Below are 26,184 nucleotides of genomic sequence, written 5' to 3'. Positions count from 1 at the left end.
CATAGGGGAAAATCCATGTTAGATTCAGAAATTGTAATCATCTGTCTTACTATTGCTGTATGTTCATTTGCACTTAGCGCAAGCGTTACTTTTATAGGTAGCTGCTTGAAACAAATCATTATTGGTTTGCCTCGAGCTATTGCGATGTTCATTAAAGCAGTAATCGAATCAGGTCTTGAAACAGCGAAAATCTTTAAGAGTTTTGCTGGTCCAAAACCTGTTTTAGCTACATCTGGCGCTTCTAGTTCTGACGTTTGGTCTCCAAACACTTCGACTATTAAAGAGGTTAACGATGAAGCTGGAATTGAAGTCGTATCATCAATGATTAAGGAGGAAGAAGATTTATCTTCGCCTGCATTCATTCGAGCTGGCATCCCTGCATCTTATTTTTCTGAAGAAGAATGTGACGCAAGGCTTGCTGAATATCTGTCAGAAAAGGCAGAACAAGCTAAGAAAAATGCGACTACAGCTAAGAGACAAGCTACACGACGCGCTAATCAAGAATTGGCGCAAGCTGAAGAACAGCGTAAAGCTGATGCTCTTGTAAGTGGCGGTCTTTTTGGTCGCTCGCACGACAAAGGAGATCGTAAAGCTTTTGCTGAACGTTTTAAAAACTTTGAAGGTGTTTTAGCAACACCTCGTGCATAAGATATTTGCAATTATACTAATTTGGGCCTTTGAGGCCCATTTTAGTGACAAGTTCAATAATTATGGGCCAACTCATACTTATTGCACTTGCAATAACTTTAATTAATCAAAGGGGAAAAATATGGAAAATTTTAACAAGTTTGTAGAAAAGTACGGTTTTAGTTCAGACAAAGAACTAGTTGAAGCGCTAATGGCGCACACATTCAAATTTACCGTTTGCACTCCGAAAGCTGTAGCAGTCTTACTCGCTCGTGCTGAAGAGTACGATTTGAACCCATTTAAAGGTGAAATTTACCCAATACTCGTAACCAATGGAGAACGCTCAATTGAGTCAACTCGAATTGGATATGATGGTTGGCTAAAAATTGCCCAAGGGTATGAATACACATTCGAATATGCAGAGAACAATGTAGAGATCGAATTTGCAGGGGAAACTGTACGTGGGCCTGAGTGGGTAACATGCACTATTACCGTTGATTCATTAAAATATTCTCATAGAGAATATCTCGATGATATCGTCGGTGATACAACTGATATGACATTCCTGCCTGCTAAACGTCGTTTACCTCGCGTAGCATTTGGTGCAGTTTGTCGAATGGCATTTAAGAAACAAGAGCAGACGGTTGCATTGCCGGTTCTTGAAAAAGTCACTAGTAGCGTGTGGGACAGCTATGTTCCAGTTGAAATTACTATCGACAAAGAGAAATCAAAAGGCAAGAGCGAAGGTTCGGTTGAAATTAAAGAATCTACGTCTTCCGACCAAAATCCTGATGTAGCTTCAATGCCGGAAGAAGAAGTGAAGAGTTTAGAAGCTTCAGAAGCGGTGAATGAAACAGACCATCGGGAAAACACTGGGTCAGGGGAAGAAGGTCTTCAAGATGAACCAACAAAGTCAAAAGAAGAAATTCTGCAAGACGTAGTTGCCGAGTCAGAAGAGGAAATTCTGCAAGACGTAGTTGCTGAGTCGGAAGAGGAAATTCTTCAAGGCGAAGCTCCTGAGTCGGAAGAGGAAATTCTTCAAGGCGAAGCTCCTGAGTTGGAAGAGGAAATTCTTCAAGGCGAAGCTCCTGAGTCGGAAGAGGAAATTCTTCAAGGCGAAGCTCCTGAGTCGGAAGAGGAAGTTCTTCAAGGTGAAGCTCCTGAGTCAGAAGAAGAAATTCTTCAAGGTGAAGCTCCTGAGTCGGAAGAAGAAATTCTTCAAGGCGAAGCTTCTGAGTCGGAAGAGGAAATTCTTCAAGGCGAAGTTTTTGAATCAGATGATCAAAACCTGAAGGCTTCGGGAACAAGCCAACTCGATTTTGAGGAAGTTGAATTTGATGTGCTTAATTCGAATATCGATGAAAAGCAAGAAATTGAAGATGCAGAATTAATCGACAATCAGGAATCACAGAAATGTGAGTCAGAGCTTCCAGCTTTGCCTGGTGCCCTTGTTGATGGATACAATTCAGTAGTTACTGCAATTGAGTTAAATCAATTTGAAACAAGCATCGCAACTCAAGTTCTTGCCAAGATAAAACAAAATCATGGTCAGGATGCCGTTAAACTGTTCAAACAACATGTCGAATTTTCGACAGGATATAAATTCCTAGATTTTTAGGAAGACTACTCCTCTAACAGTACGTTAGGGGAGTCCATTTAATAAATTATAGGGGAAAACCAATGTTAAAAATCATGCAAGAGGCTCGTGACTTTGGGTCTGAGGCTCGTCAACAACTTAGTAACCAACCGCGAGAAGTGGCTTTTTGGGTTTTATGTCAGGCGCATAAGTTAACCGAAAGCACTCCTGATTTTGGTAGTACGCAAGATATTATTGTCTCTATTGAGCGCTGGGCAATTCGTAACCCAACAAAAATAGATGAACTTCGCGAAACGTGTACAAATGAATGGGGGCAAGTAGGAAAAATCCTCAAAGGTTTATGTAATTCGTCAAGCATGGAGGGGTGTAATGGAGTTTAACTCAACAATTTATCCTAACCGAAGAGGGGGGAGTAAAGTTGAGATTCCGACAATACACCAATACAGCGTTTGTCCTTTCTATTTTGAGGCAGAAATACCGCTAGAACCAAATGTGAAAGATGTCAGCGCTTTGCAGGACTCAATTCGAGATGACTTTTACTCGAATATGACTCACTCGCAATTAAGTGCAAACCGAGTGATTGAGTATCTAGAATGGATATTTGATAAATCTGAGCACGACTTCTCCTTTTTAGCTTGCTTTAAAGCCATTGGCATAGATAAAGAGCAAGCTTACGACATGGCTTATAACATAATCCACAAATCGCTGAGTATTCATCGAAAGAGAACAAGTAAAAACTCTCAAAAAATTGTGAGAATTTTGAATCGAACCCTTAATGACTTACTCTAAACAAAAGCCTCCCAATTCGGGGGGCTTTTTTATAGATCAAAGCAAAAAAATGTGTGACGATATAGGTGGTGCACATTATGCTATGAGGATTTTATGAGAGTTGGAGTTATTGCCGAAAAGCCCGAATTAGGCGCGGATATAGCATCTACGTTAAGCTCAAATTACACTAACCACGGTGATTATATTGAATGCTCTGACATCAATATGGTTATTACGTGGTGTGTGGGTGGGATGTATTCACTAAAAGACCCTGAAGAATTTGATGACCGATATTCTGTCTGGAAGTTAGAGGACCTACCAATGCGTTGGCCTCTTGAATTTAAACCTGGTGATGGAAAAAAAGCATTACTTAATACGATAAAGCGTCAAATGGCGAACTGTGACTCGATTGTGAATGCATGTGATATCGACAGTAGTGGGGAAGCGATATTTTGGGAGGTTTACCAAAATCTAAACCTTACTGCACCAGTTATGAGAGTGTTGATAACAGACAACAACCTAATTGCGAAATCGTGGAATGACCTTCGGGATGGCAAAGAGTTCTATCCTGCTGCAATGGCAGAAATTGCGCGAAAAGCTGCGGATCAAATTTTCGGCTATAACTTAACAAGAGCATTAACTTGCCAAGGACAATCTCAAGGTTATCAAAAGACTCTTACTTGCGGTCGTGTTCAAACAGTAATGTTAGCACTAATAATCCTACGTGAGAGAACTATCGCGAACTTCAAGCCTTCGGATTATTTCAATATAACCGTTGATTTAATGATGGGGGACATATGCCTTAAAAATGTCCGCTACATTGCCTCTGATACTGACCCGATAGATGAAGCGGGAAGAATTGTAAACAAGTCATTTGCTGAAGAACTGTCTTCAACAATAAAAAATCAACAGTTTGAGTTAGTTGAGTTTAACAATCGAGACCGTAATGATAATCCACCTCTACCTTTTGACTTAGGCTCATTACAAGCAGAAGCATCTAGGAAGTATGGGTATATGCCAGATAAGGTGATGAAGATTACCCAGTCATTAAGGTCAAAAAAGGCAATCACGTATAACCGTACGGATTCAAGATACCTTACTAATGAAGCACATGAGAATGCAGATTTGTTGCTAGGTACATTGGCAAATATCGAAGAATTCGAGCTAGTCATTTCACATACAGATCCAAGCCGTAAAACAAGGGCCTTTAATACAAAAAAAGTGACTGCTCATCACGCCATCATACCTACAATTAACATCTCCAAAGTAGGGGATTTTTCTGATGATGAATTCAATATCTATGAGCTAATAGCAAGAAATTATATTGCTCAATTTTTACCACCAAAGGTAGTCCAAGAGAGTAAATTTAAGTTTAGCGCCAACGGAAATCTATTTTCATCTACGTACACTGCCGTTAAACAAAAGGGATGGTCTGTTCTTTTTGACAAAGACCTAGATCAAGATGAAGCACTATCTTCTGAAGAAGAAGAAGTACAAGGTGATGTTTTAGATATCTCTAACATAAATGAAGGTTGCCTTTTCGACTGCGTTGCTTCAAGAGTAAAACCTCAAAAAACCACCCCACCGCCGTATTATACAACGGCAACATTTATTCCAGATCTTGCACATACAGCGAAATATGTAAAGGATGAAACAGTTCGTCAAATGCTGCTTGAAAAGGATGCAGATTCGGACGAAAGCGGCGGGATTGGTACTGCTGCTACCAGAACTCCAATTTTCATGGATTTATTTAAGAAGAAATTTATATGTGTAAAGCAAGGTAAACTTCGCTCAACCTTAGATGGGCAAGTAATTGAAGGTGCCTTGCCTCCAATCATCACAACTCCTGAACAGACTGCTATCTGGGCTCACCAACAAAAGAAAATTGAGAACGGTGAGCTAAGTGCAAATGAATTTTTGAATGATATTCATGAATTTGTCGCAATCCAAGTTGAAGAAATCAAAAAGGGAATAAACATACCTTCAAGTTTAATCCATGAAATAAAAGAAGATAATTGTCCAACAGAAGGTTGTAACGGTGTTGCCAAAAGTCGCCAAGGTAAGACAGGTGAGTATTACCATTGCGAAATGTGTCAAAACAACTTCAACTCATACAAAGGTAAGATCTTTATCCCAAAACATGCACCATGTCCAAAATGTACGTTAGGAACGGCAAAGCAGTTTATTGGTAAAAAAGGGATTGCGTGGCAATGTCAATCTGAAGGTTGTAAAGAGTATTTGTTAGATAACAACGGTACTCCAAAGATGGTTGAGGAAAGAACTTGTCCTAAGTGTAAATCATCAACTGTTAAAAGAGCTGGTCAAAATTGGATGTGTCAAGGTTCATGCGGTTGGATTGATGATTGGAAAGGGGAACCTGTCTTTGGCCTATGTCCTGATTGTGAAAAGCCATTAAGAAATTACGTCATCAAGAAAGGACCAAAGAAGGGCACTATAGAGCGTGGATGTTCTGACTGGCGCGAATGTGGCTATAAAATCTCATAATTAGTGTTTAGAGATAAAAATTATTTGTTGACAGATTTAGGGGTAACGTATAACTACCCCTAAAGTCTAAAGGACATAACAATGAATAGAAAACTAGTTTTATTAAGCACTCTCGTTAGTTTCTGTGTTAATGCTGATTACTTAGATCAATATTTACTTGATCATGATGTTGATATTTTAAGGACATCGCAGACTCAGGAGATGAAGGCCACAGGTTTGGAGGCTATATTTACCAGTGCTGGATTATTATACGTAAACAGAAAAGAGAACTTAATTATAAGCAACGGAGAGCTATTTACGCTTCAAAAGGATGAATCTAACGGTAGGATATCTCTTTTATCAGAATCCGCTTATGTAATTGATGATTTCTTGAGGTCAATACCTTTCAAAATCGTAGCAAAAGCTGAAAATGAACAAGCCAAAATACAGGTTTTTACTGACATAAGCTGTCCAGCCTGTAGAAACTTTCATAGTAAAGTTGATGAATTCCTCAATTATGGAATTACAGTTGAATTTATTTTGGTATCCAGAAATGGACCTCAAGCATCCCCTTATCTGCAAATGTCTAGCATTTACAATGAGCTTGATCAGTATGGCGCTTTGCAACGTGCAATGGAAACAGGATATTTGCCTACAGCCGATAAACCTAGCACTCAGATGCTAGTGCATCAACAAGCAGCTTTGACTTTAGGAGTCCCTGGGACACCATCGATATATTACAAAGGCAATAAAATAAACAACATCGGCCCACGGATGACTGCTGAAGCAATCATTGGTTTGGAAGAGTCAATGAAACTCAAGACAGGCAAGCCAAATGGCTGATGAAAACAATTCCTCAAACAATAATCGTGAAGAGAAGTCTAAAAAGAAAGCCCAATCAATACCGATAATTACTCCTACGCTTAAGTTCACCCTTAAGTATCTTGGGATTTTATCGTCGGCAGGCTTTCTATGTTTAATGCTTTATTTCAGCCTTTACGCTTACGACTGGTATCACGGGGTGAGAACTGTAGGGAGAGCTGCAAACGGCTATGAAACTGCTTATGACGCCACAGTGCATGTTGGGGAGTGGTTTCATGTGAAAAAAATCTACACAGACTCGGTCATTTGGGTGCAGGGACGTTTAGAATGGTTCGAGTCTATTGTCAAAGGAGTTGATCTTGGTGTAAAGACAGAAAACCTTATTGATGGCGCTGTAAATCACTACACCAATCTTGAGCTAGGAGGAGTAAGACCAGTTTCCGAGAGTATAAGTATCCTCCAAGAACTTGGTACTATTTGGCTACTAGTCACATTAGCGTGGTTCTTAAAGCTATTGATATTACTTAGCTATCTTCCGCTTTATTTTTTATTTGGTTTCGCCGGCTTAGTTAATGGGTTGGTTGAGCGAAAGTTGAGAATGTATCGCGGTGATCCAGACTCTTCGGACAAATTAGAGTTCTATTACAGAAAATTTAGGGTGGCGTCTTTGACGGTCATCTACCTATATTTTGTTATGCCACATGAGCTACAACCATCATACTTCTTTTTGCCATCAGCTATCGTAACTGCCATCGTTGTTCGTTCGTTAGCTAAAAACTTCAAAGTTTATTGGTAAAACCAAGACAATACTCGCAAAAAAACCTCGAATTTTCGTTGAGAAAATCGAGGTTTTTTTTTCGCCAAACCTAGCACCATAAATGATGCAAATTCCTTCTGCATCAGGGCATTAATTAAGGTATAACCCTAACCATAATCTGTGACGATAAATGTTTATGAAGAAAATATTCTGTGTCCTCGCTTGTACGCTGGGTTTTATTAGTGGTCCTGCGTTCTGCGACGTATGGGAAGAGCGTGAATCATTAGAACGCTATCTAGACCACTTTGAAAAGCTTCAAGAGCTTTTGGATGAAGCTGAAGTAAGCGCAGACCCAAACCGTCGAGTCAAGCTCCAATACGATGCGCTACGTCGTGATGGAAATGAACTAATGCTTCGCGTGAGGCATTACTTGGACGCTCCGACACAACCATATCGAAACTTCAGAGTGGAGTATGAGAAACGTGAGCAAGAAATTAAAGGCTAAGGCGTTACTTTTAACGCTATGTGCGTCAACGACTGCCAATGCTGTTGTGTATGCACCAAACCCTAATGCATCAAACCAAGTCCTTTGGGACACCATTTTGGGCGCGGGAAGCTTTGATACATGGTCGTACGTACTTCGGATGGTGCCAATTGCAACAGTATTTTTAGTTGTAGCGTGGATTGTCCTCGGCTTGTATCAGGCCTGTATTGTGAACGGAAAAATTACGATGACTGATCTGATGATTTACGCATGGCGTCTTCTGATGATTCTAATCGCAGCGATAGCTTTTGTTAATGCATAAAAAGAGAGATACGAAATGATAAATACAATCAAGCGGCTAGGAAGCAACTACACCTTAGCCGGTCAACGATTTGCAGCGGTAGTGGGGGCGGGTTTGGTTACAACAAGTTCCAATGCAGCTTTACCAACACCTGTGGCTGATACTGTTCAGAACGGTGATTACATGGGCTGGTTCAAACTTCAGTTTTTGAAAGGTTATGACCTGTTTTCAATTGTCGCATCGGTCGTAACTTTTTTTGTCATCGCAGCAGCTATTGTTTGGACATTTATCCAAGTTCAAAAAGGTAAGAAAGATTGGAGTGATCTATTCCTAGTTACTGGTGTTGGTGCCGCAGTAATGGTCTTCGTTTTCTGGTTGTTAAACCAAGGCGACGCAGTTAGTTAAGGTTAAAAGCTATGTCATCAATCGAGAAAGAGAAAACATCAAAAGTACCTTTGGATCAGCTCGATTTTTCACCATGCTCTATAGGTGGTTTTACTAACGCAGAGTTTGGTCTTTGTTTTTTCGGATCAACGGTTGGCATAGCTCTTCTTTTGGTTCCTTTAGTTTCTAGTATTTACGATGGGGCGGGAATATACGCAGCAGTTGTTTCTTTTGCCCTAGCATTACCACTAACGATTTATCTGGCGAAGCGTGCAGAAATCCTAAAGAAAGGTCGTCCTTCGTACATGCTTTGGATTGACCTTATGCGCAAAATTCAAGATGAAGGGATCTTCGGAGCGAGATACAACTTTAACTTGATAGCTAATCAAGTTTGGGACAACACCAAGCCAAGTAATCCCCAGAAGAAAAAGTCGAAATAAGTATGTTTTTTAAAAGTAAAAAAAAATCTGATGATGCGCAGCTTTCGAAGGCAACATCGGCTGATTCGGCTAACACAGACGCCATCAATACGCTACTCAAGTCACCTGAGAAGACTGATGAAAACCAGTCAGAAATTTTCCAAAAAGGAAAGCTACCAAAAAGAATGGTAGCTCGATTTAAAGAGCACGATAGCCATATTGCAACTCTTCGTTCGATTATTTTCGGTCTAAGTATTGCGCTTGGAATGTCAATTTACAGTAACTCTCAAGCACCCAAACAACTAAGAATTCGTATTCCACCAGACATAACTAATGGTGCAGTTCTATCACCGAATGACTTCCCCAAAGCTTCAATTTTAAGTGATGTTGCATACCTTTGGACCGCAATGAACACTTGGGAAAAAAATGGTGTTGAAGACACCAAAGATAATCTTCACCGCTGGCAATATTTTTTCTCTCCCGACTTTCTTGCTCAATTAGCTGAAGAATACAGAGAACTTAAATTCGGCGGGTTCCTTAAACGTAAAAAACGTTCATGGTATGTAGGAAAAATGCTAAGTGAATTTGACGAGAGGGTAGTTAAGACAAGCAACCAAACATGGACCGTATATATCGATATGGCTACTGAGGAAACATACCTAGGAAAAGTGGTTAAAGAGACTGTAATTCGGTACCCACTTCTCGTAGAGCGATTTGACTCCAATATTGAATACAACCCACTCGGGATAAGAATTGTTGGCTATGCGCAAGAACCTTACCGTATTGAAAAGTAAGAGCAATTAAATGATTAACAAGATTAATTTTCAAACATTGGTGAATGTTCTAGGTATGGTTTTGGCTGTTGTCAGCTTAAATGCCTTTTCTACTGAAATTGCTGTTTGGGATAAAACACCAATTCAAGTACGACTAGAGGTCGGAACAGAAAGGCTAATTCATTTGCCATCAAATGTTGATCTGGGAATTCCAGAAAACATTAGACCTCTAATCCGTGACTATAACGCAGCAGGTACTTTATACCTTACTCCAAAAAAGCCTTTTCAAAAGACTCGTTTTCATTTGGTGACTGAGTCTGGGGAGCGAATATTCCTCGATGTTTTTGCGACAGAAGGTACCGGTGAGCCTCTTGAAGATTTAAAGGTTATCCGTAAAGCAGATATGGAAAAAACCTCTAAGGTATATGGGCTTGAGCCTCAAGAGCGAAAAGGTCTAACTGTTAAAGAAATCTTGCAATATGCACACATAGATTTGTTTGGTGTTCCAAGACTTAAACCAAAAATAAATGTTGCCGAATCGTACATAAAAAAGCCGCTTAGACTTGATCTTTTGTTTGGAGGTCGCTCTGCCGGCTTGTTTGAGCTAAACGCATTCAAACAATATAGAACCCAATCTTATACGGTTACAGCGATACTTCTCACAAATAAATCTAGTAAGCCAAGAGAAATAAAATACACAGACTTATATCCATCAATGATTGCTGCTTCTGTACACCATTTAGTGGTTGGTCCTGCGGGAACGGTTTATGACGAAACAGTCTTATTAGTAGTAACTAAAAAGCCTCTATCTGAGTATGCGGTTTATAGTCCTTCACTGATAGAGAAGAGTAACGTAAATGAATATTAAAGCTGTCGGTGTAATTTCTTGTGCACTTCTCTTTGGCTTCATGATGCTCTCTGGTGACAAAGAACCAGATACAGAATCCAACGAAGGGCCTGTTAAATCTTCATTTGAGGCTGCAAAGCCAAAAGAAAACCCAGAAGTGGGCGACAACATGAATGAGTCGTTACGTACCTTGCTAGCCCAAATGGAAGCTGGTGAACGTAACAATAAATTATTGAAGGATGAACTTGAGAGAGTTAAGTCTGGGATAAGTGAAAGAGATCTCGGCGAAATGCGAGCTCTCGAGGAGCGTATCAAGGCTATGGAAACAGAAACTCGTGAACTAAAACACGAACTTGGAGAAGCGAATAAAAAAGTCACTGAACTTAAACTTAATCCACCTAAACAAACTAATACAACAACTAACACTACTAGTTCTGTTACTCCTTCATTGGGCCTAGAGAATGTTATTCCTGAGTCTTTACATGGGAAAATCCCATCTTTAAAGCGACCTGTTACAACACCTAATGATGATGGTTCTATTGGACTTTCTGCATCAGGAAACGTATCAAGACCTGCATTGAGTGACGGAATAATATGGTCACGTCCAGATGACTTAACAATTAAAAAGGACCCACGAGATCCTAATGCTGAACCTGTTGAGACTTTTCCTTTCTCAGAGGAGCAAATAAAGAACAATCTCAATCCACAACAGAAGTCAGTAGGCGCGAAAAATGAAGAGGAACAAGGAGGAGAAGGTAACTCAATTGCAGATGTAGTGGAAAAAGTTACGTCTCACCCAATTTACACAATCCCTGCAAACTCAACGCTGCTTGATGCAATAGCAATGAATTCAATCATAGGGCGCGTTCCCATTGGTGGAAAAGTAAATAATCCATTCAGATTTAAAGTAATTCTAGGTCCAGAAAACCTTGCTACAAATGGGTTGTATATTCCGAATCTTGTTGACGTTGTTGCTAGTGGAACTGCACAAGGTGATTTTGTCTTGGAATGTGCCCGAGGTGATGTTGATTCTCTTACCTACACATTTTCTGATGGGACGGTGCATACAGTAGAGGGCGAATTTTTTGGCTATATATCGGACCAATGGGGTAATAGTTGTATACCAGGTCTATATATCTCTAACTTCAAAGATTACTTAGCTCAAGCGGGTAGCGTTACAGCTCTATCTACCTTAGGCAGTGCAATTGCAGAGTCACAAACAACTAAGTTTGAATCAGCCGATGGTGTTCAGACATCAATTACTGGTGATGTACTGTCATACGCTGGCGGAACAGCCTTAGAAGAAACATCGCAAAAACTAAAAGACCAGATAGATGAGCGCATGGAAGATGCGTTTGATGCAGTATTCATTGGTGCGGGTAAAAAGGTCGTTATCAATATCGAAAAACAAATTGACATCGACTATGACACTAAAGGTCGACGTCTTGTCCATGAAGACAATATTGAGGAATTCCTGCAATGATCAGAAAGCTTCTTTTCTCTATCGCAGTATTAAGTCTTTTCGGCTGCTCAAGCAAACCTGAACCAAAAACGGAGGCAGAACTCTACGCTGAATCACCTATTCCTTTATCCGAAAAAACGATGAAAGAAATCTATCAAAGTCGAGGAATAGACAATAACAATGTTGGGTACCTCGAACGAGCCGATGGCAGATACGTCAATAAAAGACCTGCAACATGGGAAGAAACCCGTATTAACCCTTATGTAGTAAATCAAACCGGACAATCGAATTTTAAAAAACTGGCGAATCCAACAATCACAATTTTCTTTATGCCGAGTTTAACGAAAGAAGACAGAATGCCACGGCCTGCGTGGATGACTGAATTTAGCATGTACGACCGCGATGAGTATGCACTACCAGGTGAAGAGTCACTGACAGACGGTCAATTCCCAATGGAAGGCCTGTAATCTATGGGTGCACTTAAAGATTTTTCAAAGGTTTCAGACTACCTAAAGAAATACTTCTTTGAGAAAGGTGTATACAGCCAATCAAAAGAACAAGAACTTTACAAGCGTGAAGCGAAGTCATTCGTTGATATTTTGCCTTATAAGTCATTCGATGAAGAAACTGACACTTTTGTTCTTGAGGACGGTTACAGTCGTGCCGCAGTGTTCACGATCTCACCAATTTCAACTGTAGGCAAAACCACAGAAGAATTGGTTGAATATAGAAATGGCGTGGAGCGAATTTATTCGGTTTTCGAAGCGAAAACTCCGGCATTAGGCCAATGGGTACTACAAGAGTTTACGTATAACGATAACCGTATCTCTCAAGTAATGGAGAAGATTCGAAATTACGTACAACCACACGCGAAAGGAACACAATTAACTGAAGAATATTTACGAGTTACTGAGCATCACCTCCGTGGCATGGCACAAGATGGTGGGATTTTTAAAGACAAAGAAGTTACCCGCGAACAATGGGGCCTGAAAATTCCCCGTACAAAATTTGTGCTATACCGAAGAATCACGGACGAAGAAATATCTAAAGTAGAATCGGGAAAATTTAACCCCGCACTTGAACTCAATGAAGTGATTGAGAACATACAAGTTTGCTTTGACCAAGTCGGTATTACTTATAAGCGTGATAACAAGAAAGACGTATTATTTTGGCTTTATAGATTCTTCAACCCTTCACCTGATTGTGGCATGGAAGTCGAAGAGTTTTATGACCTAATGACTGACGTAGAAGGCGAAGGAGACATAGGACCAGAGTTACGAGAAACCCTTGTCAATAACAGACCCGTTTCAAGCGTAGAAGAAAATTGTTGGACATTTGATGACCAGAAAATGCGATTTCTACGTTTTGCTGAACTATCAGAACCCCCGAGGATTGGTCAATTAACTGGTGAAGTCGTAACAGGCGTTGGAGCTTCTGCAACTGTACAAAATGCCATTGACTCAATCCCAGATGGTTGCATGATGGCTAAAACAGTCGTCTTCGTTGCTAAGTCAGACCTAGAAGACAAAATGATTAAGCTTGAAAAAGCTAGTCGAACCAACTCAAACGATTCGGAACGAGCAAGACGAATTCTAAAGTCAACGAGAAATGATTTTATAGACAGCCCTAAATCTACAAGATGCACTATGGGTGTTTATGTTTCGGCAAATACTCTAGATGAACTTGATACTAAGCAACGTAAAATTATAGCGACTTTCACCAATAACAAGATAAAACTTCTAAAAGATAGTGAAGACGGTTTGAGTCTTGATGGGTTTATACATCATTTGCCGATGAACTTTAAACCTCTTTCAGACAAATCAAATCGCTATATGCGTTTAATGAAGTTCGATCATGCCGCGAACCTATCATTCATGTTTGGTCGCGGTGAGGGCAGTGGAAATCCGGCTTTGTTTTTCTTCAACAGAGGTGGTGCCCCTGTCTTCCATGACCCTTTGAATTCAGACGAAAGATTGATGAATGCTTTCCAGTTTATCGTAGGTCCACCAGGCTCAGGTAAATCGGTAAGCATTGCACAAATGGCCGTAATGAATCAGGCAATCTACCGGCCAAGAATGTTCATTATCGAGTACGGGAACAGTTTTGGATTACTAGGTGACTATTTCAAATCACAGGGGCTCTCTGTGAATAAAATGCGTCTAGATATGAAACGAGCGCCTTCGTTAGCACCGTATGCTGATATTGACAATGTCTTAAATGACGGAGTTGATACAAATACGTTCGAAGATTGGGAGTTTGAAGGCGATTTTGATGAACAAGATGTTGCTGCTGCTACAGACGATGAGGAACGTGACTACTTAGGTGAGATTGAATTAATCACATTTTTGATGATCACTGGTGGTGAAGAGCGTGAGTACAACAAATATTCTCGTGCCGATCGACAACTAGTTCGAGATGTAATCGTAAAAACCGCACAACGAAATCGAGAACTGGGTAAGCCGAAATTTAATGAAGAAACTGGCAAACCGGAGCTAGATGAGTATGGGAACGAGCGAGTAATACCAAAGCCAACTATTACTAGTGACATCATTGATACAATGATGATGGTTTGTGAGGGTAAGTACGATGATGACAGTCTCGGGTACACAGATTCTCAGAAAAATGTGTTATCTGACATGGCAACAACCTTGAGAATGTTCACCAATGGATTCAATGCAAAGTTGTTTAATCGATCCGGTAAAGCATTCCCTGACGCCGATGTGACAATTATTGACTTGGCTGAACTGGCTAAAGATGCAAACAAAGATAAATTAGCTGTAGCATTTACTGCATTGTTGCAACAAGTGAACTATCTGGCGGAACAGCACCAACATTCTGGTAGACACACACTGTTTTTAGTTGATGAGTGTCACTTAGTGTGCTCTAACCCGCTGATTGGGCCCTACCTTGTAAAAATGGTTAAGTGTTTTCGTAAGCTAGCGACATGGCCGGTCTTTGCGACTCAGAATGTTGACGATATGGCTGGTGGCAGTAGAAAGCTACTTTCAATGATGGAGTGGTATTTTGCTCTTAATACACCTAGGGAAGAAGCATTGGGAATTCAAGCCGTCAAAGGTCTTTCAGATCAAGATACTCACATGCTTCAAACAACAAGAAAACAAAGTCGCTGCTATACAGAGGGAGTATTGATCTCTCCAAAATACAAAACGTTATTTAGGTCATGTCCACCATCTTTGTTCTTGGCTTTAGCAATGACAGAAGGTCATGAAAAAGCAGAGAGAGCTCAATTTATGGACGAGATGAGTTGCGACGAGGCAACGGCAGCATATTACGTAGCTAGAAAAATCGATAAGGCTCGAGGTTTTACCCATGAACTTGAAATCATTCATTGATAAGTTGAAAGCTATCTTTAATGATACTGCGGCTGATTTTAACGATGACAAAATACCGTTGAGAGATATGTCTCCATTGCTAGCTTTTGATGAGTCTACAACTACAGTTATCCTAGAAGATGCTATTAGTCGTGGTAAAGTTCTTACAGTTGAATCTCCTTACATTGGAAATCAGCCAGAAATTACCGATTATATCGAGCAGGCATACTCAACCGTTCCAATTCTAACACTAGATGAAAGTCCATACGTTATTCAGGAATACCTTTATACAGAGTCGGATGGTAATTATTTAGTAAAGAAAGCCAAGCTGATTATTTCTCGCCGCATCACTGAGAAAAACTCTTTTGATGAGAAATTTGATTCAGCTATTGATTTAAACGGAGTGGCAAATGAAATTAAAGCAGGTTTAGAAAAAGGTGGATTTTTAGTAATCGAAGATAATTTCACTACTATCGTCAACTGGTTATGTAGGTTTCACAATGTGATACCGAAGATCTCTGATGGAATTTCATCTGAACTTATCGATGATGAAATAACAGATCTAATTCATTTACAAGATAGCGAAATGGATATTGAAAGTAACTCATGGAAAGTAGGCAGTGATTATCACCGATTTTTACGGTTTGGAGGACTTAAAAAGTCACCTAACGAATGCCAGTTTGTTTCACCGGTGCCCTACAAACATCGAACGTTCAAAAAGCTAGCAAATGCCATTGAAGAGGTTTCGCCGAACTCTGTTTTTACAAGAACAATAGTTTTTTCCAAACTTTTTGAAAATGATGAACGTCTATTGTCCTCTGGTGGTGTTTATATAAAGGAGACCTCACAAGAAGCAGTTGATCTAGAACAAAAGAAAGTTATCACCTTGCTAGCTAGGCATAGAATATCGATACTTAAGGATAACCATGATGGGTTATCACTAAGGTCATATGTCATCCACTCACCGCTGGCCTTTAAACCTACTAGAGATGTAATTGGCTGTTATCAACGTGAAATGTATGTTCAGCATATAGCAAAATTGAGCTTTTTAGTAAGACCTTCAACAATAACGACAGGTCAAACATTACTAGAACTAACTTCTCAATATGGACATCGTATAGGTGTGAACCCTAATGAGGGTTCAATTCTAGTTTTAGATGATGATCAGTATATAAACCATGAATTGATAGATTACGAAGTGTCGTTGGTTTTAGACGTTGAGAGTCATGAATCAATGCAAGTTCCCTTAACGTTCTTCGAGAATTCATTGGATACAAAAGATTTCTCGGTACCCATAGAAAGCCTAAATGGTGAGACCTTAATTAAAGGCGTAAGTTCTGATTTACTGGCCCTATCTAATCTCTACGATTTAATTAATAAATGTCTAAGAATTAACACTTTAGGATCAAGACATGTTTTCAAAATAGAAGTCAATGAACATCTATGGTCAAATGCTTTGTTGGTTCAGTATTTGGATTATTTAATAGGTGTGGTTAAGCTTGGTTGTCACATTCTTGTCATTAAACAAAATGGGTTAATTAATGAGCAGGTACTTAGCTCAAGCAATTGGCTTTTAATAACTAATGTGAAAAATTATTTAATCAATCACAACAATCAAGCAGAAGTGATTGAAAGTTTGGGAAATAGCTTGGGAGCCCTAATCACACCCAAGCACATATCAATTTTCAAAAAAATCGAAGGGTAACTCGGTGAGCAAAACATTAAATAAGAGTAAATTACACTTTTCAGTGCTTATTGGTACAGTATTACTTTCAACTGGTTGTACTACTCAACCAGAAGAGACGCCAATTGTATATAAAAATGTGGTTTATAGTGCTGATGCACGAGTCGCTAACTACTTTGACGATCAATATATAATTTATAAGAACTTATTTTCAGACTTTGATGTTGTTCGAGTTGGACCGCAAGAGATAAAAATTACGGTACCAAGTAGTTATGGGTTTGCAGTGGCGAAATCAACACTAAATCGTGATATGAGAAATCGCTTGGCAACTTTGAGCAGAACGCTTAAAGATTATAAAGAAACGTCTATCTGGATTCATGGGCACACTGACTCACAAGGCAATTACCCGTATAACCTTAAACTAGCTCAGGCTCGAGCTAACAGTGTTGAGCATGAGTTGGTTTTAAATCGAGTTAATCGGGACCGAATTAAGACTGTGGCTGAATCATATGAAATGCCACGTTGCACAAATGAAACCAAAATTGGTCGCGATTGCAATCGAAGAGTCGAAATTATTATTCGTTCGAACACCTTGACGGAACCATTATACAAGTAATGTTAAGAAAGCTATTAGTGGTCAGCTTGCTCTCTTGGGCATCAAGTTCTCTTGCCGCTTTGGATGAAAACTGGGCGAGCTATGAGCCGATTTTTAATGTGAAAGCTTTTGTTCAAATGAAGGACTCCGACAAATTCATAGATGTAAATAAAGGTGACAAGCCCTACGAAATCGAAGTTTTTGTCGTTGACCATAACCAAAAGTTAGTTGACAAGCTTAATGCTGATTTACCTCTTGAAGAATTAAAAGGTATGAGTGAGCAACAGATGGTTCGTTATGTATCAGCCTTTAGTAAACCGTTTGCTGAAAGAAACAATATGCTTATGATGCATTCGGCCACTGGATACAGCCTCGCGAATCTTTTGGGTGTTGATAAAGTCCCCGCAATAGTAATAAACGATAATTTTGTACTATACGGGCTTAGTATTTCGGATGCGATTAAACGTTACGAGGCCTTGGTCAAATGAAGCTTAAAAGATCAGCATTGAGTCTAGCTATTATGACGGCAGCTATAACAGGTCCAGTTTCAGCTAGTATGTTTGGTGACATCACAAATGGTCTTCAACAGATTAATAAATTAGTTGAGCTTACTAATAAAATTCAGCAACTCAACCCAATGAACATTATCAATTCAATTAAGGATCTCAGCAATGCGAGCTCTTTAGCTGCGTACATATTAGGTCCCGCTATCGAATATGTAGGCATGGCAGAGTTGCCAGAAATGCCGTTTGAAGAATCTACGGTTGTTTCAGCAATTTCAGCAGGAGTAAATGAGTTAAGGCCCGACCAGAAAAAGCCGACAAACATAGCGGAAGATTGGATGTCAATGGTGTCATCAGACATAACTTACTCGTGCATTGAATATATGTTTTTGGGCAATTGCTATCAGCTAAAGACGAGCTGGATACCGAAAATTCGTGTAAGAAGTGTTGGTCAGAATTATGTAGCAGATCAGCAGGTTGAAGTATCTTCAAGAATTAACACCCCAGATGAACCTTTTTTTGGAAACTCCTCTTATGCCCCTTCAGATATGTTCTCCGGTGGAACAGTGCAGTGGACCGGAGCATACTTAACACGGTTGTTAGATTTCACTGGTGGTTTGAAGGGCAAAGCAGTTGAGTCTCAAGTTCAAGCAAACCAATCTAGCTTGATTGAATCAACTGATGCACAAATATGGCGTGAAGCTATGGTCATTGGTAATCCATCTAAACCACTAGCCCCTTCAATATGGTCATCAATGCCTGGGTATTGTAGTGGGAATAGTGCACCTTATGTACCTTACTATCATTCAGGTTTAGATCAATTGAGTTGGCGTTTACTTGCAACAACTGAAGCTGGTTTGTTGGCAACGCATACACTCGAAGAACTTTCTTGGAACACTCTTGGTGGAACAGGAACATCACTCTTTCCTAGAATGGGTATAATAGACACAAACAACAAATATGCGGCCTCTTTGACGGCGGCAGCAAGAGCAGCAAGTATAGTAAATGAAACTGATTCCATGTATTCGGGGTTAACAGGACTACATGTCGTGATGCCTGCTAGTGAGTATTCTATGGGGTCACTAACAAGGAAAGGAGATTATCGTTACTATCAAACCAAACAAAATCTTGACCATTTAAAGTTTCGTGAAACGTTTCCCGAAAACACAAATACCTGCAAGGTTTTTAAGTATTCTTCTTCAGAGATAGACAAACGAAGCCATGAGTTTGAGAGTGAAGTTAAGGAAGGTTCACTCGCCATGAAAATCTATAAGCCATTTGTATGTTGCTCACGAACGGGCAAATACTTGTTCACAGTTGCTTTTAGCCCATCGATAGGTCACTAATGCGCCTTTGTCTAGTTCCTTTGTTGTTATTTTTGTTTGCATCTAACACGGCATCAGCCGCTCCAATCCAATACTCATGTGAAGTAGATGGGTTAATGTGCATGTCGTTGTTTGGAAAAAATATAGAAGGGGGCGTTTTCCCTAAAGCACTACGTAAAGTGCAAGTTGATAACCTTGAATTTGTAGATTGGTCGACTGCAAAATTAACAAATTTTGATGTGGCTTTGATCCCAAGTAACCAGATCGCAAAACTTCCAGAAAGCTATGCAGTATATGACATAGATGTGTCAAATAGCCTAGTTGTTATGTCAAATGGCAGTTTACAAAGCGCTGGTCTTTGTACAGTCGACTTCCGTTCAAATCTTTGTATGGATCAAGAGAAAGCCTACCGTCTATTTGAGGCGAATCAATTTAACTTAACCACATATGCAAGCCTGTACGAAAATAACCAATTGGCTTTCAATAATGCGAAAAGTATCAATGCTGTCTCCCCCTTTACGTACATCCTTCTAGTAAGAGATGGTGTTGGTATTGATGGCGAGATTTTGAAGTCAATGTTAAATGTTGAACGAAACCTAGACTGGTCTCCATTGGTTATATTCCTTTCATTTCTTGTTGCGGCAAGCGGAGCTCTTATATCTTACTTTGTATACAAGGAAGGGTTAGTAGATGAACATAGCGGATGTCTCAGCAAGAGAACATTTAACTATGACAAACACAAAAACCTAAATGCATTTACTGCATTCTTGATTGACTACAATAACTTCAAAAAAGTGAACGACCAATTTGGTCATAAACTAGGGGACTCCTTGATAGAAGAAGTTTCATTTATGATCCTTGGCGCATTTCGAAGGCACGATAAAGTTTATCGATTAGGAGGAGATGAGTTCCTAGTTGTTACTTACGACACGATCCCGCCAGAAAAAATTGAAATATTAACTAGGAAGTTAAAGACTGAGGCCGAAGCTATTGGTGCAAGGCTAGGCGTCTCCAAAGTGAACTTTGGTTTGTCAATTGGAGTCGATAGTTTCAAGAAAACTTCAATCAACAAAGTTTACCAAGCTCTAGATGATAGAATGTATGATGACAAGAAGGGAAAGGGTAGGTGATTCTAGAGAAAGGATTGAAATTATTCAATTAGCCACGTAATATCAAAAGGTCAGTTTAATATCTGATCATTCAAATGACTATAGGGGACAAATATATGATTCCAATGCGAGAGCTCGAGAAAACTCGAAAAATCACGCTAAATACATGGCGACAAATTCCAAAGAAACAACTAGAAGAGTCTGGACTTCCTACATTCAATCAAGGTGAATATCGACCATATGCTTCGATTATTTACTACCTTTGCCAGATTATGGGTATCAAATACCTAGAAGATGTTAACGACAAACAGTTAACTATGTCTGTTGAAAACTTTAGTGAAGACATTGACCTTCAATCTGAAAAGGACATCCTTAAATACACACTAAGCCTATTCTTGGACTACAAGAATGATTGCTTTAGTAATGAATTTAAGGGCACTCAATTAGAATGTGGTACCTGCGAAGGTGTTTGCACTTATGTCCCACAAGACAACCGTTATTATTGCCAATCTTGTGGAGCTAGTGCAGAAGCGAGCCCAAACCGTATGCCGAGAGCCATCCCTGTTAATAGAAAAATGCGACAGGAGCGCGAAAGACTTCACCTTCGATTAAAACGCTTAAGTGTTTACGAAGGAGTCAATTTGTCTGACGGCGAGAGCCCAGTAAAAGAACAAATTGATAGCACAAAAATGCATCACCTTTATGCTCATATAGCTTGCAGACTTGGTGTTTCGACAGAAGTTTGTCATATAGGTAATGTATGTAAACCCGAACAAGTATGCTTGTGGGACCGCGAATTGGACAAACTTGAAAATGATCAGTTTGTTTATATTCCACCTCAGAGTAAAGGTTGGGGGGTGCCAAAATGGAGTTAAGTGTTAGGCAACTGGGATTAGTTCAAGGTTCTAAAGAGTGGCATAGTTGGCGGTCCAATGGCATAGGTGGTTCAGAAGCGCCTATTGTTAAAGGACTGGGGAAAAAGTTCAAAAAGTCACGTCGTCGGTTATGGGCTGAGAAGAAGGGGTTAGAAAGACCTGTTTCAATTTCTCATTTACCTCATGTCAAGAAAGGGAACCTCTTAGAGCCTGTCGCTAGAAATATATTAGCTCACAAGTTCAATACAGAGATACTTCCAGTTTGCTTCGAAGACATAGATAACCCACACCGTCGCGTATCTTTGGATGGATTTGGTTTCGACGGTTACTACTACGTACCATTTGAAATCAAATGCCCATGTAGAAATGGTTTTGACGATGTTCTTAACAACTTAAGGAATTCGGAAGACTATCTTTACTATCAATGGCAAGTCCAATATCAAATTGCTTTAACCAATGCACCATATGGATACTTAGCTTTTTACAACCAAGACTCTAGTAAACCTGAAATGAAGATTTTCAAAGTAGAACGGGACGAAAAAATGATCATTGAGCTTTTAGCTCTTATTGATGAATTTTGGGCAATGGTAGTTAATTGCGAAGAACCTGAAATGGATCTGGACTTAGATACATTTGTTGTAGAAGTAGACAGTGATGAAGACTGGCAACGTGACGCAAATCAGTTGCATGTCATTACTACTGAGCTAATGCAGCTTACAGCTCGAATGAAAGAATTGAATGCTCAAAAAGAAGAGATAACTAAACGATTTGAAGAAGAAACTGAAGGTTTTGTTAAGTATCAACTAAACAATCTAATTGTTAGCCGTAGCTGTAGAACACAAGTTGACTACAAAGCAATGGCGATAGCTGAACTTGGTGAAGATAAAGTGAAAAGTCTTGAATCGACCTTCTATAAAGTAGGCAAACAATCAACTCGGGTATATTTTGCTGATAAGGAACGGGCTGGATATGATGCTAATGCGCAGTTTATTGCGGATTCATTCAAGAATCTAAGCGGATTGCAAATGACGCACTAACATCCACCTCTACAAAATCCCCGCAACATCTGCGGGGATTTTATTTCGTGCTAGAAGCAGAGTAAAAGCAAAATTTGAGACATCATAGATAAAACAAACAGGTTTCATGGTGATACATTCCGGTTGCCAATGAAAGGATTATGAGATGAATACTGAAGTGCAAACCCAAACCATAAATTCACTTATCGCGTCAGCTACGCTTAATATTGCACAGATCGTGGATGGCGAACACGAATATGAAACACCCGAAGCAAAAAGTGACGACTTAAAAAACTGGTCCTCTTACTTGTCAGAACTTGAGCAAGCGAAAACAAAAATCAAGGAAGGTACCTTTGGTTATTGCGTATGTGGCAAAAAACTAACTGTAGAAGAACTGAAGAAAAGCTTTGTTGGATGCTGCAATTTATGCGGATAGTAATTGAAAAACGAGATTTGAGGACTTAAGATTACCTTACTTTGAGAAATCTCAAAAGTTAATTCAATTGATTATAGGGGACAAATATGTTCGAGATTATCTGCGATCCGCGAAAAATCGCGCATAAACTTCGTAAAGTTAATAGTGCTTGTGATAACACAAATAAGTATATCGTATTAACATCAAACAAAAGTGCAAATTCATTAGTTGTAAATGCCGCTAATGGAACCATTGAAATTGCCACGGAGCCAGAAACGGTTGAAGTGAAGTGTGAAGGTACTATTGGTTTAGAACTGGCTCACTTCCTTAAAATCATTTCTGCTATCAAAAGCAAAGAAGTAAAGATTACTTACGACCCGAAAGTGAACTCACAGGTTCATTTGAAGGCAGGGCGATCAAAATTTGCAATCGATATGAAAGATCCAAAAGAAATACCGGTGAAGATTGCTCATTTACCATCAGACGATCTAGCTGAGTTCTCGATGGATGGGGGGGAACTTGCATCAATGTTATCCGATGCACAGAAGGTTGCTCCTACTAACAACCCAAACCATTGTCTTAATGGAGTACAGCTCTTAGTTGATGAAGAGACAAAACATTTGTATGTAACGGCGCTCGAATCTCGCCAATGTCTCTCTACAAAACTTGAACTTGCTGACTTCAAGGGGAATGGGAGCGCTGTGATTCCATCACGTCATGCCGTAGGCCATTTGATTCAAAACCTTCGCACTGGTGTACCTGTTCGCGTGAAACTTACTCATACCAAGGTAGAGTTCTACTATGGAGGGGAGTGCATGATAACTAAGGTACTAGATAGCTCAAAGTTTCCTGACTTTCGAGTTGTTCTTAACTCCCAAGTTTTTAGGGATTCGATTACATTTAATACCATTGACTTCAATGATGCACTGGCCCAGTTAGACGCATTTACGCAACTTACTACACAAAAGGCGGAGCTACTAGTTGAGGGGGATGTATTAAAAGTGATCATCAAAGAGGGCGGAAAAGAAGCCGTTGTAGAAGTGGAACTATCGGAAGTGAAAGGTCCTATTCATACAGCATTTTTACTTCCTCTGCTTAAGACTCTTGCACAAAACTGCGTCAAAACAGGAAATCAAAAGACAACTTTGTTCTTTTCGCAAAGTCTTGGCGTTCTTTGTCATCGACATGGAACTAAAATTCACACTGTAGCTCCTTGTAAGCTATAGAAACATGACATAAAAGGAACCGGTTATTGGTTCCTTTTTTATCTCAGACAACTCACACATCCACTCATTGGAAGAGCATTTTACTGTGCAATAACCAATAAAATGTGATTTAATCATATCAAATCGTCTACGACGTTTTAATTCAATTGACTATAGGGGATAAATTCCATGACTGATTCGCGTTCAGAAAAAAAAGTAATAAAAACTTATGAAACAAAGAAACAAGTTTCTGAGATTTTTAATGGCTTTAAAGGCACTCCGCTGTTAGATGAAATGCCTGTAAGAACTTACAATGTAAGACCGATTACAGTGCCAAAGATCGACCCTAAGCACGTATTTCATTATGACATTGGTTTTCGTAAGGTACTTTACTACTTACAACACGGTAAAGGTCAAAAGCCCTTTATTTATGGTCATAAGGGAACTGGTAAAACTAGCCTCGTTAAGCAAATAGCAGCGCGACTAGGTAGACATCTACGTGAGGAATATGCCGGAGAACAGATGGAAGCCAATGATTGGCTTGTTCGTGTTGTTGCTGGTAAAAATGGTCTTGAGCACACAGAAGCTATCTTAGTTGAAGCTATGCGCAAAGGTCATTGGGTCTTAATCAATGAGTTCGACCTTATGCCAGCTCTAGAGCAGAAACGTCTGAATGACCTTTGGGAGAACGATACAATTACTCTTCCATGCGGCACACCGCTAAAGGCACATAAAGACTTTCGTTTAGTTGTTACGGCAAACACAAATAACTGTGGAGATCACTCAGGTAGTTATGGCAACTTGGCTGCTGGTGACTCATCGGTAGGGGACCGTTTCTTTTTCGTAAAAATGGACTATTTAGCCCGAGAGGAAGAAGAACGTATCCTAATAGATGTCATGAAAGAACACTGTCAATATATTGGAGTAAAAGGTCCAATTGATACTTTTCAAAACACCCTTATTCCATCAATCCTTGACTATGCACATGACATCCGTGAGTCGCATATGAAGTCTGAAACTGGTGGGGATAGTTCCGGCGGCTTGCCATTCTCTATCTCAACCCGAAAACTGATTTCATGGTTAGAATCGGCCATTACCGAGATCTATTGGGGCATTTTTACGCTTCAAAATGAAAATAAATCCAGTGATGCTAGTAGTGTTGTTCGCACCTTCTATGAAAGTGCTTTGGAAACGTTGAAAATTGACTTCATTAACGGTCAACCTGTCGAATTTGAGAGGACTTTGATTGAGTTCTACTCAACCAAGCATGAAAAGAAATTTTCATTCTCTTGATCGACAAACAGAAAAACTTATCCGCTTCTTCATGAAGCGGATTTTATCAAATGATTATAGGTGAAAAATTATGAAGAAGTCCTTCGATGATAAGGTACATTCGATGGTACCTGCCGGATTTGTATTAGTTAAAGCAGAGTTGCACAAGTCGACATTTACTAAAAAACTGTCAAATACTGATGGCAAGTTGGCTCAAGAAATTCTGTCAATTAACGACAACGGCATAATTGTACCAGGGTCAAAACGACTAATCGATTCAACAACAATCTCAAAGTTTAGAGGGCCAATACAACGGTTTCTTCGTGTGCTAGAGAAAGTTGGTTTTCGATTGGGGGATGTTTATTGGCTATGCGATAAAAACCTTATTGAAAAATATAATGTTCGAGAGCTAGCTGAGAATCTGTCGCAGGAATTTGAACACAATAAAAAGTTTGTGCTTGATAACTACGACGCTCTGATTGAAGAGTTCATGGAATACTGCAAAAACCACCCAAAGATGACTCAACATCTTAAGGATTTTGCAGGAAGCTTGAAGAAACAATGCTTCTCTAAAGATTACCTTCAAGGCCAACTGAAGTTTAATGTTGAATTTGATTGTGACTTTAGAGACGTGACGCGAATGTCCACACTTGAACGTGTGGCAGTCGAAGCAAAAGAATGGAGTGATTCAATTGCTGAGAACCCGTTACGTGCTATCACTGACAATAAAGGTCGAGAGCGGCTTTCAATTATCAGGGAGCGAGTAAGCACTGTATCCTTAATTGACAAGCGAGCAGAATATGTGGAAGTCTTGATTGATCAGTTTACTCACAATATCAAACTGAAAAATGCCAAGGCGCGTACTCCTCATTGGAGTCCACAGACTAAGTCGCAGTTAATTGGTTTGTTAGCTATGCTACAAGACAGTTCAACACTTCTTGATTCTGCCGAGCAATACGCTAAGGAAAACCCATTGGAGCTTGGTTTATTTAGTAAGCCAATCGACAATGAAGGTCATTCGAGTAAACCTAAAGGTATTGATGCGTTGAGCATCCTAGATAAATTCTAACTATGCCAACAAAAACCACAGAGTGTATTGCTTTGTGGTTTTTTATTATCTGTCAACAT

27 protein-coding genes are annotated in these 26,184 nt (G+C 39.6%); all 27 read left to right on the top strand.

Going from position 1 to position 26,184, the window contains the following annotated elements; translation table 11 throughout:
- Positions 1-15 precede the first annotated feature (15 nt).
- Positions 16-648 carry a hypothetical protein gene (locus J4N44_RS28025; protein WP_069218714.1) on the top strand — a complete coding sequence of 211 codons (633 nt, stop codon included), beginning with the start codon at positions 16-18 and terminating at the stop codon, positions 646-648.
- 121 nt (positions 649-769) lie between these two features.
- Complete coding sequence (locus tag J4N44_RS28020; protein WP_252045839.1) at positions 770-2,245, top strand: recombinase RecT; 1,476 nt, start codon at positions 770-772, stop codon at positions 2,243-2,245.
- A 62-nt stretch (positions 2,246-2,307) separates the two neighbouring features.
- Positions 2,308-2,604: a hypothetical protein gene (locus tag J4N44_RS28015; RefSeq protein ID WP_069218716.1), complete on the top strand. Its 297-nt coding sequence runs from the start codon at positions 2,308-2,310 to the stop codon at positions 2,602-2,604.
- Complete coding sequence (locus tag J4N44_RS28010) at positions 2,594-3,013, top strand: hypothetical protein (RefSeq protein ID WP_252045838.1); 420 nt, start codon at positions 2,594-2,596, stop codon at positions 3,011-3,013. Before J4N44_RS28015 ends, J4N44_RS28010 begins: the two co-directional genes overlap by 11 nt.
- Positions 3,014-3,106: 93 nt before the next feature.
- A complete protein-coding gene (locus J4N44_RS28005) occupies positions 3,107-5,497 on the top strand; it encodes a DNA topoisomerase (RefSeq protein ID WP_252045837.1) in 2,391 nt (796 codons plus the stop codon).
- Between the two features lie 81 nt (positions 5,498-5,578).
- Positions 5,579-6,319: a thioredoxin fold domain-containing protein gene (locus J4N44_RS28000; protein ID WP_069218719.1), complete on the top strand. Its 741-nt coding sequence runs from the start codon at positions 5,579-5,581 to the stop codon at positions 6,317-6,319.
- Complete coding sequence (locus J4N44_RS27995; protein WP_252045836.1) at positions 6,312-7,094, top strand: IncC plasmid conjugative DNA transfer DtrJ family protein; 783 nt, start codon at positions 6,312-6,314, stop codon at positions 7,092-7,094. The genes J4N44_RS28000 and J4N44_RS27995 overlap by 8 nt, the downstream gene beginning before the upstream one ends.
- Before the next feature lie 157 nt (positions 7,095-7,251).
- Positions 7,252-7,560, top strand: coding sequence for an RAQPRD family integrative conjugative element protein (locus tag J4N44_RS27990; protein WP_171904774.1), 309 nt, complete (start codon positions 7,252-7,254; stop codon positions 7,558-7,560).
- Entirely contained in the window at positions 7,529-7,861 is a 333-nt protein-coding gene (locus J4N44_RS27985; protein ID WP_069218721.1) for a hypothetical protein, read from the top strand. The genes J4N44_RS27990 and J4N44_RS27985 overlap by 32 nt, the downstream gene beginning before the upstream one ends.
- 15 nt (positions 7,862-7,876) lie before the next feature.
- Entirely contained in the window at positions 7,877-8,245 is a 369-nt protein-coding gene (locus J4N44_RS27980; protein WP_081324173.1) for a DUF2976 domain-containing protein, read from the top strand.
- Positions 8,246-8,256: 11 nt separating this feature from the next.
- Entirely contained in the window at positions 8,257-8,664 is a 408-nt protein-coding gene (locus J4N44_RS27975) for a DUF3487 family protein (RefSeq protein WP_069218722.1), read from the top strand.
- 2 nt (positions 8,665-8,666) lie between these two features.
- Positions 8,667-9,437, top strand: coding sequence for a PFL_4703 family integrating conjugative element protein (locus J4N44_RS27970; protein WP_069218723.1), 771 nt, complete (start codon positions 8,667-8,669; stop codon positions 9,435-9,437).
- Positions 9,438-9,447: 10 nt separating this feature from the next.
- Entirely contained in the window at positions 9,448-10,284 is an 837-nt protein-coding gene (locus J4N44_RS27965; RefSeq protein ID WP_069218724.1) for a DUF3438 family protein, read from the top strand.
- Positions 10,274-11,746, top strand: coding sequence for a TIGR03752 family integrating conjugative element protein (locus J4N44_RS27960; protein ID WP_252045835.1), 1,473 nt, complete (start codon positions 10,274-10,276; stop codon positions 11,744-11,746). The genes J4N44_RS27965 and J4N44_RS27960 overlap by 11 nt, the downstream gene beginning before the upstream one ends.
- Positions 11,743-12,192 carry a hypothetical protein gene (locus J4N44_RS27955; protein ID WP_069218726.1) on the top strand — a complete coding sequence of 150 codons (450 nt, stop codon included), beginning with the start codon at positions 11,743-11,745 and terminating at the stop codon, positions 12,190-12,192. The genes J4N44_RS27960 and J4N44_RS27955 overlap by 4 nt, the downstream gene beginning before the upstream one ends.
- Positions 12,193-12,195: 3 nt before the next feature.
- Entirely contained in the window at positions 12,196-15,078 is a 2,883-nt protein-coding gene (locus tag J4N44_RS27950; RefSeq protein ID WP_252045834.1) for a conjugative transfer ATPase, read from the top strand.
- Positions 15,056-16,762, top strand: coding sequence for a TraC family protein (locus tag J4N44_RS27945; protein WP_252045833.1), 1,707 nt, complete (start codon positions 15,056-15,058; stop codon positions 16,760-16,762). The genes J4N44_RS27950 and J4N44_RS27945 overlap by 23 nt, the downstream gene beginning before the upstream one ends.
- Before the next feature lie 4 nt (positions 16,763-16,766).
- Positions 16,767-17,357 carry an OmpA family protein gene (locus J4N44_RS27940; RefSeq protein WP_069218729.1) on the top strand — a complete coding sequence of 197 codons (591 nt, stop codon included), beginning with the start codon at positions 16,767-16,769 and terminating at the stop codon, positions 17,355-17,357.
- Positions 17,357-17,824 carry a DUF1525 domain-containing protein gene (locus J4N44_RS27935; protein ID WP_252045832.1) on the top strand — a complete coding sequence of 156 codons (468 nt, stop codon included), beginning with the start codon at positions 17,357-17,359 and terminating at the stop codon, positions 17,822-17,824. The genes J4N44_RS27940 and J4N44_RS27935 overlap by 1 nt, the downstream gene beginning before the upstream one ends.
- On the top strand, positions 17,821-19,185 hold the full coding sequence (locus J4N44_RS27930; protein WP_252045831.1) for a hypothetical protein: 1,365 nt from the start codon (positions 17,821-17,823) through the stop codon (positions 19,183-19,185). The genes J4N44_RS27935 and J4N44_RS27930 overlap by 4 nt, the downstream gene beginning before the upstream one ends.
- Positions 19,186-19,286: 101 nt before the next feature.
- Positions 19,287-20,294, top strand: a complete 1,008-nt coding sequence (locus tag J4N44_RS27925; RefSeq protein WP_069218435.1) for a GGDEF domain-containing protein — start codon at positions 19,287-19,289, stop codon at positions 20,292-20,294.
- Between the two features lie 95 nt (positions 20,295-20,389).
- Positions 20,390-21,148 (top strand): hypothetical protein, encoded by a 759-nt coding sequence (locus tag J4N44_RS27920; RefSeq protein ID WP_252045830.1) that lies wholly within the window; start codon positions 20,390-20,392, stop codon positions 21,146-21,148.
- The gene (locus J4N44_RS27915) at positions 21,139-22,185 is read left to right on the top strand and encodes a lambda-exonuclease family protein (protein ID WP_069218437.1); all 1,047 of its coding nucleotides are present in this window, start codon (positions 21,139-21,141) and stop codon (positions 22,183-22,185) included. The genes J4N44_RS27920 and J4N44_RS27915 overlap by 10 nt, the downstream gene beginning before the upstream one ends.
- 145 nt (positions 22,186-22,330) lie before the next feature.
- Positions 22,331-22,600, top strand: coding sequence for a hypothetical protein (locus J4N44_RS27910; protein ID WP_069218438.1), 270 nt, complete (start codon positions 22,331-22,333; stop codon positions 22,598-22,600).
- 86 nt (positions 22,601-22,686) lie between these two features.
- The gene (locus J4N44_RS27905) at positions 22,687-23,805 is read left to right on the top strand and encodes a beta clamp domain-containing protein (protein ID WP_069218439.1); all 1,119 of its coding nucleotides are present in this window, start codon (positions 22,687-22,689) and stop codon (positions 23,803-23,805) included.
- A gap of 168 nt (positions 23,806-23,973) precedes the next feature.
- Complete coding sequence (locus J4N44_RS27900) at positions 23,974-25,077, top strand: AAA family ATPase (RefSeq protein WP_069218440.1); 1,104 nt, start codon at positions 23,974-23,976, stop codon at positions 25,075-25,077.
- Positions 25,078-25,147: 70 nt separating this feature from the next.
- Positions 25,148-26,125, top strand: coding sequence for a DUF3150 domain-containing protein (locus J4N44_RS27895; RefSeq protein ID WP_069218441.1), 978 nt, complete (start codon positions 25,148-25,150; stop codon positions 26,123-26,125).
- Positions 26,126-26,184: the final 59 nt, after the last annotated feature.

The sequence above is a fragment of the Vibrio sp. SCSIO 43155 genome, from assembly GCF_023716605.1.
GTDB lineage: Bacteria > Pseudomonadota > Gammaproteobacteria > Enterobacterales > Vibrionaceae > Vibrio > Vibrio harveyi.
Note: the sequence above shows the minus strand (reverse complement) of the source record. Positions and strands in the feature narration are given on the sequence as shown.

Bases quoted from the DNA above. Each gene is read 5' to 3' on its own strand.
- J4N44_RS28025 (WP_069218714.1), top strand. From the start codon at position 16: ATGTTAGATTCAGAAATTGTAATCATCTGTCTTACTATTGCTGTATGT.
- J4N44_RS28020 (WP_252045839.1), top strand. From the start codon at position 770: ATGGAAAATTTTAACAAGTTTGTAGAAAAGTACGGTTTTAGTTCAGAC.
- J4N44_RS28015 (WP_069218716.1), top strand. From the start codon at position 2,308: ATGTTAAAAATCATGCAAGAGGCTCGTGACTTTGGGTCTGAGGCTCGT.
- J4N44_RS28010 (WP_252045838.1), top strand. From the start codon at position 2,594: ATGGAGTTTAACTCAACAATTTATCCTAACCGAAGAGGGGGGAGTAAA.
- J4N44_RS28005 (WP_252045837.1), top strand. From the start codon at position 3,107: ATGAGAGTTGGAGTTATTGCCGAAAAGCCCGAATTAGGCGCGGATATA.
- J4N44_RS28000 (WP_069218719.1), top strand. From the start codon at position 5,579: ATGAATAGAAAACTAGTTTTATTAAGCACTCTCGTTAGTTTCTGTGTT.
- J4N44_RS27995 (WP_252045836.1), top strand. From the start codon at position 6,312: ATGGCTGATGAAAACAATTCCTCAAACAATAATCGTGAAGAGAAGTCT.
- J4N44_RS27990 (WP_171904774.1), top strand. From the start codon at position 7,252: ATGAAGAAAATATTCTGTGTCCTCGCTTGTACGCTGGGTTTTATTAGT.
- J4N44_RS27985 (WP_069218721.1), top strand. From the start codon at position 7,529: ATGAGAAACGTGAGCAAGAAATTAAAGGCTAAGGCGTTACTTTTAACG.
- J4N44_RS27980 (WP_081324173.1), top strand. From the start codon at position 7,877: ATGATAAATACAATCAAGCGGCTAGGAAGCAACTACACCTTAGCCGGT.
- J4N44_RS27975 (WP_069218722.1), top strand. From the start codon at position 8,257: ATGTCATCAATCGAGAAAGAGAAAACATCAAAAGTACCTTTGGATCAG.
- J4N44_RS27970 (WP_069218723.1), top strand. From the start codon at position 8,667: ATGTTTTTTAAAAGTAAAAAAAAATCTGATGATGCGCAGCTTTCGAAG.
- J4N44_RS27965 (WP_069218724.1), top strand. From the start codon at position 9,448: ATGATTAACAAGATTAATTTTCAAACATTGGTGAATGTTCTAGGTATG.
- J4N44_RS27960 (WP_252045835.1), top strand. From the start codon at position 10,274: ATGAATATTAAAGCTGTCGGTGTAATTTCTTGTGCACTTCTCTTTGGC.
- J4N44_RS27955 (WP_069218726.1), top strand. From the start codon at position 11,743: ATGATCAGAAAGCTTCTTTTCTCTATCGCAGTATTAAGTCTTTTCGGC.
- J4N44_RS27950 (WP_252045834.1), top strand. From the start codon at position 12,196: ATGGGTGCACTTAAAGATTTTTCAAAGGTTTCAGACTACCTAAAGAAA.
- J4N44_RS27945 (WP_252045833.1), top strand. From the start codon at position 15,056: ATGAACTTGAAATCATTCATTGATAAGTTGAAAGCTATCTTTAATGAT.
- J4N44_RS27935 (WP_252045832.1), top strand. From the start codon at position 17,357: ATGTTAAGAAAGCTATTAGTGGTCAGCTTGCTCTCTTGGGCATCAAGT.
- J4N44_RS27930 (WP_252045831.1), top strand. From the start codon at position 17,821: ATGAAGCTTAAAAGATCAGCATTGAGTCTAGCTATTATGACGGCAGCT.
- J4N44_RS27925 (WP_069218435.1), top strand. From the start codon at position 19,287: ATGTCGTTGTTTGGAAAAAATATAGAAGGGGGCGTTTTCCCTAAAGCA.
- J4N44_RS27920 (WP_252045830.1), top strand. From the start codon at position 20,390: ATGATTCCAATGCGAGAGCTCGAGAAAACTCGAAAAATCACGCTAAAT.
- J4N44_RS27915 (WP_069218437.1), top strand. From the start codon at position 21,139: ATGGAGTTAAGTGTTAGGCAACTGGGATTAGTTCAAGGTTCTAAAGAG.
- J4N44_RS27910 (WP_069218438.1), top strand. From the start codon at position 22,331: ATGAATACTGAAGTGCAAACCCAAACCATAAATTCACTTATCGCGTCA.
- J4N44_RS27905 (WP_069218439.1), top strand. From the start codon at position 22,687: ATGTTCGAGATTATCTGCGATCCGCGAAAAATCGCGCATAAACTTCGT.
- J4N44_RS27900 (WP_069218440.1), top strand. From the start codon at position 23,974: ATGACTGATTCGCGTTCAGAAAAAAAAGTAATAAAAACTTATGAAACA.
- J4N44_RS27895 (WP_069218441.1), top strand. From the start codon at position 25,148: ATGAAGAAGTCCTTCGATGATAAGGTACATTCGATGGTACCTGCCGGA.